Genomic DNA, 13,458 nt, shown 5'->3' on the forward strand with positions numbered 1-13,458 from the left:
AGGTTTGCCCAGTGCATCCGGGATCCGAGAACCGCGACGAGGAGTGGGCCGTCTGCGTGTATTGCGCGTCCGGCCCGCGCCACCCTGAGCTGCTCGACCTCGCGCGCCAGGTGGGCGAAGCGATCGCCGATCGCGGCTGGACGCTGGTGTCCGGCGGCGGCAACGTCTCGGCGATGGGTGCGGTGGCCGAAGGGGCTCGGTCCCACGGCGGGCGAACCGTCGGCGTCATCCCCAAAGCGCTGGTGCATCGCGAGCTGGCCGATGTCGAAGCCGACGAGCTGATCGTCACCGACACCATGCGGCAGCGCAAACAAGTCATGGAGGACCGCAGCGACGCCTTCATCGCACTGCCCGGCGGGATCGGCACGCTGGAGGAACTTTTCGAAACCTGGACCGCGGGGTACCTGGGTATGCATGCGAAGCCGGTGGTGCTGCTCGATCCCGCCGGCCACTATGACGGACTGCGCACCTGGCTGGACTCGCTGGTCGAGACTGGATATGTCGCGCGGGCCGCGCTGGATCGGTTGGTGGTCGTGGGCGATGTCGAATCGGCCATCGAGGTCTGTGCGGCCGGGCGGTAGCGGTTCGGGGCTAGGCTGACCGCGGGATGGGCGAGATAGGTGGAGGTAGGGCGCCGAATGACCAGTAGCGATTCCGACGAGTCAGGGGCACGGAAGTCGGTGGGGCTGCTCGACGTTGCGACGCGGCTGCCATCGGTGATCGCGGACGCTCCGGTGATCCTGCGCGGCGTGGTGACCGGATTCCTGGCGCTGCCGACGTCGAAGACCTCGATCGGCAAGGTGTTCGCCGACCGCGCCGCGCGCTACGGCGACCGCGTGTTCATCCGCTTCGGCGACGAGAAGCTCACCTACTCCGAAGCCAACGAGACGGCGAACAGGTTCGCGGCGGTGTTGGCCGACAAGGGAGTTCGCCGCGGTGACGTCGTCGGCATCATGATGCGGAACTCGCCCAACGCGGTCCTGATGATGCTGGCCGCCGTCAAGTGCGGCGCCGTCGCCGGCATGCTGAACTACCACCAGCGTTCAGATGTGTTGTCGCACAGCATCGGTCTGCTCAAAGCGACGGTGGTGATCGCCGAATCCGACCTGATCGACCCGATCAAGGAAAGCGGCGCCGAGATCGCGCAGTTGATGACGGTCGAAGAACTCGTCGAGCAGGCCGAGGGCAAGCCCACGGGCAATCCCGCGTCGGCCTCGGAAGTACGCGCCAAGGACACCGCCTTCTACATCTTCACCTCGGGCACCACGGGACATCCCAAGGCCAGCGTGATGACGCACCATCGGTGGCTGCGTGCGCTGGGAGCCTTTGGCGGCCTGGGTCTTCGACTCAAGGGCGATGACACGCTGTACTGCCCGCTGCCGCTCTACCACAACAACGCGCTGACGGTCGCGCTCTCGTCGGTGATCAATGCGGGCGGCACACTGGCACTGGGCAAGTCGTTCTCGGCGTCGCGGTTCTGGGACGAGGTCATCGATATGGAGGCCACCGCCTTCATCTACATCGGCGAGGTGTGCCGCTATCTGCTGAACCAGCCGGCCAAGGCCACCGACCGCGCCCACAAGATCCGCGTCATCGCCGGCAACGGCCTGCGCCCGGAAATCTGGGACGAGTTCACCAAGCGGTTCAATATCGGCCGGGTCGCCGAGTTCTACGCAGCCAGCGAGGGCAACGCCGCTTTCATCAACATCTTCAACATCCCCAAGAGCACCGGCATCAGCCCGACGCCGCTGGCCTACGTCGAGTACGACGCCGAGACCGGCGAGCCGGCCCGCGACGAGAACGGTCGGGTCCGCAAGGTGGCGCCGGGCGAGCCCGGCCTGCTGATCAGCCCGGTGAACAAGCTGTCGCCCTTCGACGGCTACACCGACTCCGAAGCCAGCGAAAAAAAGTTGGTCCGCAACGCCTTCAAGGACGGCGATGTCTGGTTCAACACCGGTGACGTGATGAACCCGCAGGGGATGGGTCATGCGGCCTTCGCCGACCGGCTCGGCGACACCTTCCGGTGGAAGGGCGAGAACGTCGCCACCACTCAGGTCGAGGGGGCGCTCGGTCAGGACAAGAGCGTCGAGGAGTCGACGGTGTTCGGCGTGGAGGTGCCCGACACCGGTGGGCGGGCCGGCATGGCGGCGATCAAGCTGCGCGACGGTGTCGAGTTCGACGGCAAGGCGCTGGCGCAGACCGTCTACGGCAACCTGCCCAGCTACGCCGTGCCGCTGTTCATCCGGATCGTCGAGTCGCTGGAGACCACGTCGACGTTCAAGAGCCGCAAGGTCGACCTGCGCAAGCAGGCCTACGGCGGAGACGGCGCGGAGATCGAGGACCCGCTGTACGTGCTGGCCGGCAAGGAAGAGGGCTACGTGCCGTTCTATCCGGAGTACCCGAAGGAAGTCGCCGCCGGCTCGCGCCCCAAGGGCTGAGCCCCCTACATTTCGTCGATCTCGGCGCCACCAGGCACCATGGAGGGGTGGAGTCGACGTTCTGCGGACGGCCGGTGGCCGGTGATCGCGCGCTGATCATGGCGATCGTCAACCGCACGCCCGACTCGTTCTACGACCGCGGCGCGACCTTCACCGACGAAGCAGCAAAGGACGCCGCGCACCGCGTCGTCGCCGAGGGCGCCGATGTCGTCGACGTCGGGGGAGTCAAGGCCGGCCCGGGGACCCTGGTCGACGCCGACGAAGAGATCGCCCGCGTGGTGCCTTTCATCGAATGGCTGCGTGCCGAATACCCCGACCAGCTGATCAGCGTCGACACCTGGCGGTCGGCGGTGGCCAAACAGGCCTGTGCGGTCGGAGCTGACCTGATCAACGACACCTGGGCCGGCGCCGACCCGGCATTACCCGAGGTCGCGGCCGAATTCGGGGCCGGGCTGGTGTGTTCGCACACCGGCGGCGCCCAGCCGCGGACCCGGCCCTTTCGCGTCAACTATGGGACCACTGTGACCGGTGTGGTCGACGACGTTATCGCCGAGGTGACTGCCGCCGCCGAACGAGCGGTCTCGCTCGGGGTCGCGAGAGACGCGATTCTGATCGATCCCACTCACGATTTCGGCAAAAACACTTATCACGGCCTTACTTTGTTGCGCCACGTAAAAGATCTTGTTAAGACCGGGTGGCCGGTCCTGATGGCACTCAGCAACAAAGATTTCGTCGGGGAGACTTTGGGTGTGGAGCTCACACAACGACTCGAGGGCACGCTGGCAGCGACCGCACTGGCCGCCGCCGACGGAGCCCGGATGTTCCGGGTGCACGAGGTGGGACCCACTCGGCGCGTACTGGAAATGGTCGCGTCGATCCGTGGGGAGCGTCCGCCGGCGCGGACGGTGAGGGGCCTGGCATGACCGAACTGGCCAATGACACACTTCCCGGCGATACCTGGCTGTCCGACCACAGCTGGAGCCGGCCGACCTGGACCGTCGCAGAACTCGTGGCCGCCAAGCGCGGCCGCACCATCTCCGTCGTCCTGCCTGCGCTCAACGAGGAGGAGACGGTCGGTTCGGTGGTGGACAGTGTCCGACCACTGTTGGGCAGCCTGGTCGACGAGCTGATCGTGCTGGACTCCGGCTCCACCGACGACACCGAGATCGAAGCCATCGCCGCCGGCGCCCGGGTGGTCACCCGCGAGCAGGCGGTGCCCGAGGTCGAGCCGCAGCCCGGTAAGGGTGAGGTGCTGTGGCGCTCACTGGCCGCCACCAGCGGTGACATCATCGTGTTCGTCGACTCCGACCTGATCGACCCCGATCCGATGTTCGTGCCGCGGCTGGTCGGCCCGTTGCTCACCGGCGAGGGGATCCACCTGGTCAAGGGCTTCTACCGGCGCCCGCTGAAGGTGGGCAAGGGCGAAGACGCCAATGGCGGTGGCCGGGTCACCGAGCTGGTCGCGCGCCCCCTGCTGGCCGCGCTGCGACCCGAACTCGGCTGTGTGCTGCAGCCGCTGGGCGGCGAATATGCCGGCACTCGCGAGCTGCTGACGTCGGTGCCGTTCGCGCCGGGCTACGGCGTGGAGATCGGTCTGTTGGTCGACACCTATGACCGGCTGGGGCTGGGGGCGATCGCCCAGGTCAACCTGGGTGTGCGCAGCCACCGCAATCGGCCGCTGATCGAGCTGGGGGCGATGAGCCGCCAGGTCATCGCCACGCTGCTGTCGCGCTGCGGCATCACCGACTCCGGTATCGGCCTGACCCAATTCCTGCCCGACGGCCTCGACGGGTATCTGCCGAAGACCACGTCGGTCTCGCTGGCCGACCGCCCGCCGATGAACACCCTGCGCTGATTGCGCCGGTTCCCCCGGGCAAACCGACATTTGGCAGCGCAAATTCGAGTGCAGACGTGCAAAACGTCGATCTCGGCGCGAAGTAGTCTCGTGGCGTGACCTTGATCCTGCTGTACCTGGCGGTACTGATCCTGATCGGCGTCGTCCTGTTCGGGGTGGCCAGCCTGATCTTCGGGCGCGGCGAGAACCTTCCCCCGCTGCCCCGTGCGACGACGGCGACGGTGCTGCCGGCCTCCGGGGTCACCGGCGCGGATGTCGAGGCCGTGAAGTTCACCCAGGTGCTGCGCGGCTACAAGACCAGCGAGGTGGATTGGGTGCTCGACCGCCTCGGCGCCGAGCTGGACCAGCTGCGCGGTGAGCTCGCCACGGTGCGCGCCGCCGCCGGGCTCGACGAGCCGGTGGCCACCCACCACGCTGCTCCCGGTTTCGACGAGGAGCCGGCGTGACCGACGACGACGGCCGGATCCGGTGCGGGTGGGCGCAGGGGCAGTCGGTGCTCTACCGCGACTACCACGACCAGGAATGGGGCCGGGTATTGCGCGGCCAGGTGCCGCTGTTCGAGCGGATGAGCCTCGAAGCGTTCCAGAGCGGCCTGTCCTGGCTGATCATCCTGCGCAAACGGGACAACTTCCGGAAGGCATTCGGTGGGTTCGACATCGAGAAGATCGCCCGGTACACCGAGCGCGATGTCGCCCGGCTGATGGCCGACGAGGGGATCGTGCGCAACCGCGCCAAGATCGAAGCCACCATCGCCAACGCCAGGGCGGTCGCGGACTTGGACGTCGACCTGTCCGATCTGCTGTGGTCCTACGCCCCGCCGCCGCGCCCGAGGCCCACAACGCTGGCTGACGTACCCGCGATCACCCCGGAGTCCCAGGCCATGGCCAAGGACCTCAAAAAGCGCGGCTTCAGGTTCGTCGGCCCCACCACGGCTTACGCGCTGATGCAGGCCACCGGGATGGTCGACGACCACCTCGCATCGTGCTGGGTTCCGGCCGCGTGAGCACAAATCGAGCGCCCTGATTTGGGTCTTTCACACCCATGCCCGCCAATAAGGAACAATAGAATCGAAAACAAGCAGTTCAGTTAAGTGCCGGACGCACCAGCCATGTAACCGGCATCCGATCGTGTCCGCGAATGCGGGCCGGCTCGAATCTGGAGGGAGCACTCGATGGCGGCGATGAAGCCCCGGACTGGTGACGGTCCGCTGGAAGCAACCAAGGAGGGGCGCGGCATCGTGATGCGGGTACCGCTGGAGGGCGGTGGACGGCTCGTCGTCGAGTTGACACCCGATGAGGCCGCCGCCCTGGGGGACGAACTCAAGAATGTCACCAGCTAACTGATCCACCCTGGAAACCCCGCGTGGGCGCGCGGGGTTTCGGTTTGCCTGTCGGTCTACGCCGACACTTTGCGGTAAATCTCCAGCGTCTGCTCGGCGATGTGTGCCCAGGAGAACTCGTCGATACAGCGTTGCCGTCCGGCGGCCCCGAAACGACGGGCCTTCTCCGGATCGCCCACCAGCGCGTTGACGGCTTCGGCCAGACCGGCCTCGAAGCCGGCCGGGTCGCTCGCCTCGTAGTGCACCAAAGTCCCCGTCGCGCCGTCGGCGACCACCTCGGGTATGCCCCCGACATCGGAGGCGACCACGGCCGTACCGCACGCCATCGCCTCCAGGTTCACGATCCCCAGCGGCTCGTACACCGATGGACAGATGAAAGCGGTTGCCGCTGAGAGGATTTCCCGGATCTTGCCGATCGGCAGGAATTCCTGAACCCAGAACACGCCGCTGCGCGCGCTCGCCAGCTCCTGTACGGCCGCGCTGACCTCGGCGGCGATCTCCGGGGTGTCCGGCGCGCCGGCGCACAGCACCAGCTGGATTTCCGGGTCGAAGCGATGCGCGGCCGCGATCAGGTGCGGCACACCTTTTTGCCGGGTGATCCGCCCGACGAACGCCACCATCGGCCGAGAGGGGTCGACTCCGAGCTCGGCGAGCACCGATTCGCCGCGCTCCGGGGGAGCCGGATACCAGACGCTGGTGTCGATTCCGTTCTTCACCACGTGAACGCGGTTGGGATCCAGCGCCGGATAAACCGACAGCACGTCCTCGCGCATACCCGAACTGACCGCGATCACCGCGTCGGCGGCTTCGATCGCGGTGCGCTCCACCCACAGCGACACCCGGTAGCCGCCGCCGAGCTGCTCGGCCTTCCACGGCCGCAGCGGTTCCAGGGAGTGCGCGGTCAGTATGTGTGGCACACCGTACAGCAGTGCGGCGAGGTGGCCGGCCATGCCGGTGTACCAGGTGTGGGAGTGCACCACCGTCGCCTCGGCGGCGGCGTTGGTCATCACCAGATCGGCCGACAGCGTCGACAGCGCCGGGTTGGCGCCCTTGAGCGCGGGGTCAGGTTGGTGGACGAACGCCCCCGCGCGCGGCGCCCCCATGCAGTGCACGTCGACGTCGCAGAGGCGGCGCAACTGTGCGACGAGTTCCGTCACGTGTACGCCTGCCCCGCCGTAAACCTCGGGTGGATATTCCCGAGTCATCATCGCCACCCGCATAGGCCCGACGGTAGTAGCACCGGCCCGGCGGCGCATCCTCTTCTCCCGTCGCTTCGCTCGCCCCGACTTCCTTCCCGTCGCTTCGCTCGCCCCGACTTCCTTCCCGTCGCTTCGCTCGCCCCGACCTCTTTCCCGTCGCTTCGCTCGCCCTGACCTTGTGGGTCAACGTCGCCCGCGCGCAACCGCCAAAGTCGTTGCTGCGGCGACACAGCGACCTGCAATAGTCGTGATGGCCTAGCCGTCTGTAGCCCGTGCCATTAGGTTTGCAGCATGAGGGAATTGCCACACGTGCTGGGAATTGTCCTGGCCGGCGGAGAGGGCAAGCGACTGTATCCGCTGACCGCGGACCGCGCGAAGCCCGCGGTTCCCTTCGGCGGTGCGTACCGGCTGATCGATTTCGTGCTGTCGAATCTGGTCAACGCGCGCTACTTGCGGATCTGTGTGCTCACGCAGTACAAGTCGCATTCCCTGGACCGGCACATCTCGCAGAACTGGCGATTGAGCGGTCTGGCCGGCGAATACATCACCCCCGTTCCCGCCCAGCAGCGCCTCGGGCCGCGCTGGTACACGGGTTCGGCCGACGCGATCTACCAGTCGCTGAACCTCATCTACGACGAGGATCCGGACTACATCGTGGTTTTCGGCGCCGACCACGTGTACCGGATGGACCCCGAGCAGATGGTCAAGTTCCACATCGAGAGCGGCGCCGGCGCGACGGTGGCCGGTATCCGGGTGCCCCGCGCCGAGGCGCACGCGTTCGGCTGTATCGACGCCGACGAGTCCGGCCGCATCCGCGAGTTCATCGAGAAGCCGGCCGATCCGCCGGGCACGCCGGACGACCCGGAGCAGACCTTCGTGTCGATGGGCAATTACATCTTCACCACCAAGGTGCTCATCGACGCCATCCGCGCCGACGCCGACGACGACAACTCCGATCACGACATGGGCGGCGACATCATCCCGCGTCTGGTTGGCGACGGCATGGCCGCGGTCTACGACTTCAGCAACAACGAGGTGCCCGGCGCCACCGAACGCGACCACGGCTACTGGCGCGACGTCGGAACGCTGGACGCGTTCTACGACGCACACATGGATCTGGTGTCCGTTCATCCGGTGTTCAACCTCTACAACAAGCGCTGGCCGATCCGCGGCGAGTCGGAGAACCTGGCGCCGGCCAAGTTCGTCAACGGCGGCTCCGCGCAAGAGTCGGTGGTTGGTGCCGGGAGCATCATCTCGGCGGCGTCGGTACGCAATTCGGTGTTGTCGAGCAATGTCGTGATCGAGGACGGCGCGATCGTCGAAGGCAGCGTGCTGATGCCCGGGGTGCGGGTAGGCCGCGGCGCGGTGGTCCGCCACGCGATCCTGGACAAGAACGTCGTCGTCGGCCCCGGCGAAATGGTCGGTGTCGATCTGGAGAAGGACCGCGAACGGTTTGCGCTGAGCTCCGGCGGCGTGGTGGCCGTCGGCAAGGGCGTCTGGATCTAACCGAGCCCCGAGGTCTGTGCCTTGCGGCGCCGTCGCCGTCGCCACAGCGCGACGGCCGCCCACACCAGCGCGATCAGGGCCAGCAGAACCAGCGCGGGAATCAGGATCGCGATGAACACCAGAGCGACACTGGCGATGTCCTCGAGCGTGCTCAGCACCGGTGCCGCGACGCCGGCGGTGGCCACATTGGCCGCGGGGCGCACCGTCGTCTTCGTCAGGTGGACGATCAACGCCGTGACGACACCGATCGCGATCGGCACCCACTGTCCGGTCCGGGCGAAATCACCGGGATCGGTGACGGCGGTGGTCTGGGCGGCAGTGCCCGAACCGAACACGATCCCACCGGCGGTCGGGCGGACGAAGGTCTGCACCACGTCGTTGACGGAATCGAGCGCCGGGACCTTGTCGGCGACGATCTCGACCGCCAGCAGTACCGCGACAATCGTGATCACCCAGCCGTTCTCCAGCCACGACCATCCGTGCGGCAGCGTGATCAGGTCGGTGAACCGGCTCAGCAGACCCATCGCCAGCAGCGGGATGTAGGCGTTGAGCCCGGCGGCGGTGGCCAAGCCGAAACCCGTCATCAGCTCCACGCGGGCCTCCTCACCAGATCAGCGGCACCAGGCGGTAGCGCACTTTCTGAGTGTATTGCTCGTAGCCGTCCAGTTCGGCGCGCAACAGCTTCTCTTCGTCGATGATCCGCACGACCATGAGCGCCAGACCGATGGGGACGAGCAGCAGTGACCAGTACGAGCCGAGTGCGAGTACGATCCCGATCATCAGGATCGTGTTTCCGAAGTACATCGGGTGGCGCACGATGCCGTACAGTCCGGTGCTGACCAGAGGTTGGCCATCCTCGACGGTGATATTGGCTGAGGCATAACGGTTTTGGAAGACTACCAGCATCGCCAGGCCCAACCCGGCGGCCACCATCACGTCGCCGACCACCGACAGCCAACCCGGAACATGCGACCAGCCGAATCGGTAGTCCAGCGCCGGCACCACGAGCATCGCCCCGAATACGACGAATGTTCCTGCGATCACGACTTTTTGGGTGGGGCGAGTCTCGGCCTTCACGCCGGCATGGGTGCGGCGCTCGATGGCTGCGGGGTCGACGCGGTTCAAGAACATGGTCGGCGCCAAGCTCATTGCGGTGAACACTGCCAGCAACGTCCAGCCCTGCCAGTAGTCGAGGGTGCCGGCGGGGACGAACAGAAGAAAGGCGAAGGCGACGATGCCGAGCACCGACGAGATCACGATTCGAAGCAGGAGGCTCATTCAGCACTCCTCACACGACATCGCGGCGCCGGTAGACAAACCCGGCAGTCAGCGTGACGGCGACGGCGATGACCACCATGACGGCAAGCGACACAACGGAAATCGACGATGGGGCGTGGATGCGTCCCACCGGCGAGGCATCGATGAGCCAGCGCGGCAACCGGAGCAGCGCGCCAAGGTACAGCGCGGCGACGACGAAGGTGACTGCCAGCCAGCCGATTCCGGGATGGCGCAGCGCGACACCAAGCGCGGCGATGCCGGCTACCACGGCCATCGCGGGCAGGAACGCCAGCGCGGCCAGGATCAGCCGCACGATCGCCTGCGGTTCTCCCAGCGTCAGACCCGCGCCGAGGCCGTTGCCCAGACTCGCGCACGCCAGCAGAATCGCCGCACCGGTCAGCGCTGCGCCGACCGCTGACAACAGCCACGTCCAGCGCGACACCGATCCCGCCAGCACGGCCTCAGCGATGCCGGACTCCTCGTCGCGGTACAGCCGCACCACCACGCTGACCACGTACGCCGTCGTCGCCGCCGCCAGGAACTGCGTCATCGTGGTGTAGACACCGTCGGTACCCTGCGCCGAAAGGACCCGCGCCAGCAGGGGGTTGTCGTCCGCCGCGTCAAGCAATGACTTCGTCATCGAGCCGAAGGCCGCGCCCGCGATCAGCAAGGAGACAGCCCAGCCCACCGTCATGCCTCGCTGGAGCACCAGCTGCAATCCGAACACCCCACCCACGGGCCGGGCTCGGCTGCGCTCGCCCGATGACGCCAGCACACCTTCGTCATACTGCCTGCGGCGCTCAAGCGCGAGCGTGGCAGTGACGAGCACGGCGGTCAGTGCGGCCAGCAGCCCGAGCGGCCACCAGCGCAGGTCCACGAACGGGCGCATCTGTTGTGCCCAGGCGATGGGGGAGAGCCAGCTCAGCGCGCTGCCGGAGTTGTCGATCACATCACCGGCCCCGCGCACCAGCGCGGCGGTGGCCAGAGCCGCCAGGGTCGCGCCGGTAGCGGTTCTGGACTGGCGCCACAGTTGTGCAGACAGTCCCGCGAGCACACCGAACACGGTGGCCACCGCGGTGATTCCCAGAACCATCGCCGCGGTGTCGGCTACGGCAAAGCCACTGGCTGCCATGGCGACGGTCATCGTCACCGTCAGCACGGAGTTCACCAGGGCGACAACGATCAGCGCGGCGACGGTATGGGCATGCCGGCCCACGATCGAGGACAGCATCAATTCGGCTGCGCCGCTTTCCTCTTCGGCACGGGTATGGCGGATGACGGTCAGGACCGCCAGGATCGAGGCCGCGACGATCAGCGTCAGGGTCAACTCGTTGGCCATCATGACCCCGAGGTCGGTCTCGTTGCCGCCGAACATCGGGCCGCCCAACATGATTCCAGCCGGTGTCTTGAGCAGATTGACCCGCGACTGACGCTGCGCTTCGTCGGGATAGGCGAGTTTGATCGCGTTGGGGGCGTACACCATCATCAGGGTCAGTGACGAGATCCAGACCGCCAGGCGAATCCGGTCGCGGCGCAACGCGAATCGGACGAGTGGGACGGTCCCGGTCAGCGTGGATGACGCGGGCGCGGCCGTGGTGGCGATCATGGTTGCGGCGTCCGGTATTCGCGCAGGAACAGGTCTTCGAGCGACGCCGGCGTGACCGTCAGGTCGATGATGCCCAGCTGGGTCAGGTGCACCATGGTGGGGTCCAGCGCATCGCGGCCGACGGTGAACCGGACCCACCCGTCGCGGATGCTCACATCGTGCAGGTGCGGCCATCGGCTCACCACCGTGGGGTCGCGATGGGTGCGCGCGGTCACGGTGGTCCGCATCAGGTGCTGCAACTGGGCCAGCGATCCGGACTGCACCGTGCGCCCAGCACGGATGATTGTGACTGTGTCGCAGACCTTTTCGACCTCGGCCAGGACGTGACTGGACAGCAGCACCGCGGCGCCGCGACGGGCTACCTCTTGCACGCATTGGACAAAGACGTTCTCCATCAGCGGATCGAGACCTGAGGTGGGCTCATCGAGGATGTAGATGTCGGCATCGGTGGCGAATGCGGCGACGAGCGCAACCTTCTGGCGGTTGCCCTTGGAGTAGGTGCGGGCCTTCTTGTGCGGATCCAGTTCGAACCGCTCGATCAGCCAGTCGCGGCGCCGCGGGTCGGCCCCGCCGCGCAGACCGCACAGAAAGTCGATGACCTGCCCGCCGGTGAGGTTGGGCCACAGCGTCACGTCACCCGGCACGTAGGCGATCCGCCGGTGCAACGTCACCGCGTCGTGCCACGGATCGCCGCCGAGCAGTCGCGCGTGCCCGCCATCGGCACGGAGCAGGCCCAGCAGGATGCGAATGGTGGTGGACTTGCCCGCGCCGTTGGGCCCGAGGAAGCCGGCGACCGAGCCGGGTCTGACGGTCAGGTCCATGCCGTCCAAGGCTCGGGTTCGGCCGAAAGTCTTTACCAGTCCCTGGATTTCGACGGCGGCGGTGTCAGTGCGCGCCGTCGGTGTCGGTGCCATCGCCATCTGGTCCTCCCTCGAGGTTGGTCACGATCTCGCCGTGGGCGGCGAAGCTGTCGAACATCGTCGAGTCGGTGAGCAGGCCCTCGGTGTACAGCTCGAGCGCCGGCAGCATCATCTCGTTGGCGTAGTCGTGCAGCACGGCCCGCAAGTCGGTCGGGTTGTCGTGCAGCTGCAGGTAGAGCAGGAATGCCCCGCCGCCGGCCATCCCGAGGTATCGGGCCCTGGCGGCCGGGTCGCGGCTCGGTCGCACCGTGCCGGCCCGCACGCCCTCGTCGAGGTAGCTCTCGACGTTCGCGAACATCGTGCGCCACAGGTTCTTGGCCAGCTCGCCACCGGACTGCATGCTGCGTACCAGGTAGGCCATCATCGGCGCGAACGACTCGATCTCGGCGGCGGCAGCCAGCCAGGTGGCCGGGTCGGTGGAGCGGATGGTCTCGGACTTTTCGCTGCGGACCTCTTCGGCGATGAAGTCGTCGCACGCCTTGCGCAGGCCGTCCTTAGAGCCGAAATGGTGAATGACCAGCCCGGGGCTGACCCCTGCGGCTTCGGCGATCACGCGCACCCCGACGGTGAAGCCGTGGGCGCCGAACTGCTCGATGGCCGCGTCGCGGATCCTCGCGGCTGTCGTCAGATCGGTTGAACGCATGTTTAGGATGCTAAACACTCGTTCAATCACACGTCAAGCATCGACCCCGGGTGAGCTCAACGGGAGTTCGGTCAGGCGGCCCAACGCAGGGCGGATGCCTCGACGGCGGGCGCGACAGCGGCGGTGTTCGTCCGGTTGAACATGATCTCGAACATCCGGGCCGCGGTCAGCGCGCCGTCGGAGTAACGCTGAGTGCGCTGGACGGACTCACCGTCGTCGCCGGTGACGGTCAGGTGGACCAGATGCGCGTCCGGCCCGGCGGACGGCGAGCCGGTTTCCGCGATGCGGACACTCAGGCCCGCCAGCGGAATTCTCGGAGCGTTCCGGTCGTAGCCGACGATCAGAAAACTCTCGGTGATGCGCAGCTCGCCCCAGCGTGCGACGACCCGCTCCCGACGGTCGCGTCGACTTTGCGAGAGGTCGAGACCCAGTGCGGCAATTCCGCAGAGGATGAAGGGCACGACCAATACCGTCACCATCACGAGGCTGAGTCGCGGATCCATGAGTCCCCCCTTCGATCTCGCTATGTAGCCGCCGCCGGCCAGTTTGAAACATCCACGCAATGTCATTGCCACACATCACCTTTGGGGTGGCGCCGACTGCGTATGCAGCGAGGTTATTGCATGTCAGCCGATATTGTTCGATAACTGCGATTCTTGATCCCGACGCCATCT

General features: G+C 66.8%; 15 protein-coding genes. 8 read left to right on the forward strand and 7 right to left on the reverse strand.

Translation table 11 applies throughout. The annotated features are described in order from the left end of the window. The first annotated feature begins 11 nt into the window (after positions 1–11). The 7 genes from HPC46_RS15850 (at position 12) to HPC46_RS15880 (ending at position 5,632) form a co-directional block, all read left to right on the forward strand. A complete protein-coding gene (locus tag HPC46_RS15850) occupies positions 12–581 on the forward strand; it encodes a cytokinin riboside 5'-monophosphate phosphoribohydrolase (protein ID WP_179471470.1) in 570 nt (189 codons plus the stop codon). A 57-nt stretch (positions 582–638) separates the two neighbouring features. After that, entirely contained in the window at positions 639–2,438 is a 1,800-nt protein-coding gene (fadD6, locus tag HPC46_RS15855) for a long-chain-acyl-CoA synthetase FadD6 (RefSeq protein WP_179471472.1), read from the forward strand. A gap of 47 nt (positions 2,439–2,485) precedes the next feature. Further along, on the forward strand, positions 2,486–3,361 hold the full coding sequence (gene folP, locus HPC46_RS15860) for a dihydropteroate synthase (protein WP_179471474.1): 876 nt from the start codon (positions 2,486–2,488) through the stop codon (positions 3,359–3,361). Further along, positions 3,358–4,293 carry a glucosyl-3-phosphoglycerate synthase gene (locus HPC46_RS15865; RefSeq protein ID WP_179471476.1) on the forward strand — a complete coding sequence of 312 codons (936 nt, stop codon included), beginning with the start codon at positions 3,358–3,360 and terminating at the stop codon, positions 4,291–4,293. The genes folP and HPC46_RS15865 overlap by 4 nt, the downstream gene beginning before the upstream one ends. Before the next feature lie 95 nt (positions 4,294–4,388). Further along, entirely contained in the window at positions 4,389–4,739 is a 351-nt protein-coding gene (locus tag HPC46_RS15870) for a DivIVA domain-containing protein (protein WP_005146983.1), read from the forward strand. Then, entirely contained in the window at positions 4,736–5,296 is a 561-nt protein-coding gene (locus HPC46_RS15875) for a DNA-3-methyladenine glycosylase I (RefSeq protein WP_179471478.1), read from the forward strand. Before HPC46_RS15870 ends, HPC46_RS15875 begins: the two co-directional genes overlap by 4 nt. Positions 5,297–5,464: 168 nt before the next feature. Further along, positions 5,465–5,632, forward strand: a complete 168-nt coding sequence (locus HPC46_RS15880; protein WP_005059648.1) for a DUF3117 domain-containing protein — start codon at positions 5,465–5,467, stop codon at positions 5,630–5,632. A gap of 56 nt (positions 5,633–5,688) precedes the next feature. On the opposite strand, the gene glgA is transcribed toward HPC46_RS15880, so the two are convergent. Then, on the reverse strand, positions 5,689–6,852 hold the full coding sequence (gene glgA / locus HPC46_RS15885) for a glycogen synthase (RefSeq protein ID WP_179471480.1): 1,164 nt from the start codon (positions 6,850–6,852) through the stop codon (positions 5,689–5,691). Between the two features lie 270 nt (positions 6,853–7,122). On the opposite strand from glgA, the gene glgC reads away from it, so the two are divergent. After that, the gene (glgC, locus tag HPC46_RS15890) at positions 7,123–8,337 is read left to right on the forward strand and encodes a glucose-1-phosphate adenylyltransferase (protein WP_005146978.1); all 1,215 of its coding nucleotides are present in this window, start codon (positions 7,123–7,125) and stop codon (positions 8,335–8,337) included. On the opposite strand, the gene HPC46_RS15895 is transcribed toward glgC, so the two are convergent. From HPC46_RS15895 to HPC46_RS15920, 6 genes are all read right to left on the reverse strand, one after another. Then, on the reverse strand, positions 8,334–8,930 hold the full coding sequence (locus HPC46_RS15895; RefSeq protein ID WP_179471482.1) for a DUF4126 domain-containing protein: 597 nt from the start codon (positions 8,928–8,930) through the stop codon (positions 8,334–8,336). The two genes, glgC and HPC46_RS15895, sit on opposite strands and share 4 nt — an antisense overlap. A 10-nt stretch (positions 8,931–8,940) precedes the next feature. Beyond that, positions 8,941–9,615, reverse strand: a complete 675-nt coding sequence (locus HPC46_RS15900; RefSeq protein WP_179471484.1) for a methyltransferase family protein — start codon at positions 9,613–9,615, stop codon at positions 8,941–8,943. Between the two features lie 10 nt (positions 9,616–9,625). Next, positions 9,626–11,221: an ABC transporter permease gene (locus HPC46_RS15905; RefSeq protein ID WP_179471486.1), complete on the reverse strand. Its 1,596-nt coding sequence runs from the start codon at positions 11,219–11,221 to the stop codon at positions 9,626–9,628. Continuing rightward, positions 11,218–12,141: an ABC transporter ATP-binding protein gene (locus HPC46_RS15910; RefSeq protein WP_179471488.1), complete on the reverse strand. Its 924-nt coding sequence runs from the start codon at positions 12,139–12,141 to the stop codon at positions 11,218–11,220. Before HPC46_RS15910 ends, HPC46_RS15905 begins: the two co-directional genes overlap by 4 nt. Continuing rightward, positions 12,107–12,784, reverse strand: coding sequence for a TetR/AcrR family transcriptional regulator (locus HPC46_RS15915; protein ID WP_179471490.1), 678 nt, complete (start codon positions 12,782–12,784; stop codon positions 12,107–12,109). The genes HPC46_RS15910 and HPC46_RS15915 overlap by 35 nt, the downstream gene beginning before the upstream one ends. Before the next feature lie 71 nt (positions 12,785–12,855). Next, complete coding sequence (locus tag HPC46_RS15920) at positions 12,856–13,287, reverse strand: hypothetical protein (RefSeq protein ID WP_179471492.1); 432 nt, start codon at positions 13,285–13,287, stop codon at positions 12,856–12,858. Positions 13,288–13,458 lie beyond the last annotated feature (171 nt).

The sequence above is a fragment of the Mycolicibacterium vinylchloridicum genome (assembly GCF_013404075.1).
GTDB classification, from domain to species: Bacteria; Actinomycetota; Actinomycetes; order Mycobacteriales; family Mycobacteriaceae; genus Mycobacterium; species Mycobacterium vinylchloridicum.

Bases quoted from the DNA above. Each gene is read 5' to 3' on its own strand.
- glgA (WP_179471480.1), bottom strand. From the start codon at position 6,852: ATGCGGGTGGCGATGATGACTCGGGAATATCCACCCGAGGTTTACGGC.
- HPC46_RS15920 (WP_179471492.1), bottom strand. From the start codon at position 13,287: ATGGATCCGCGACTCAGCCTCGTGATGGTGACGGTATTGGTCGTGCCC.
- HPC46_RS15865 (WP_179471476.1), top strand. From the start codon at position 3,358: ATGACCGAACTGGCCAATGACACACTTCCCGGCGATACCTGGCTGTCC.
- HPC46_RS15910 (WP_179471488.1), bottom strand. From the start codon at position 12,141: ATGGCGATGGCACCGACACCGACGGCGCGCACTGACACCGCCGCCGTC.
- glgC (WP_005146978.1), top strand. From the start codon at position 7,123: ATGAGGGAATTGCCACACGTGCTGGGAATTGTCCTGGCCGGCGGAGAG.
- HPC46_RS15900 (WP_179471484.1), bottom strand. From the start codon at position 9,615: ATGAGCCTCCTGCTTCGAATCGTGATCTCGTCGGTGCTCGGCATCGTC.
- HPC46_RS15905 (WP_179471486.1), bottom strand. From the start codon at position 11,221: ATGATCGCCACCACGGCCGCGCCCGCGTCATCCACGCTGACCGGGACC.
- fadD6 (WP_179471472.1), top strand. From the start codon at position 639: ATGACCAGTAGCGATTCCGACGAGTCAGGGGCACGGAAGTCGGTGGGG.
- HPC46_RS15880 (WP_005059648.1), top strand. From the start codon at position 5,465: ATGGCGGCGATGAAGCCCCGGACTGGTGACGGTCCGCTGGAAGCAACC.
- HPC46_RS15915 (WP_179471490.1), bottom strand. From the start codon at position 12,784: ATGCGTTCAACCGATCTGACGACAGCCGCGAGGATCCGCGACGCGGCC.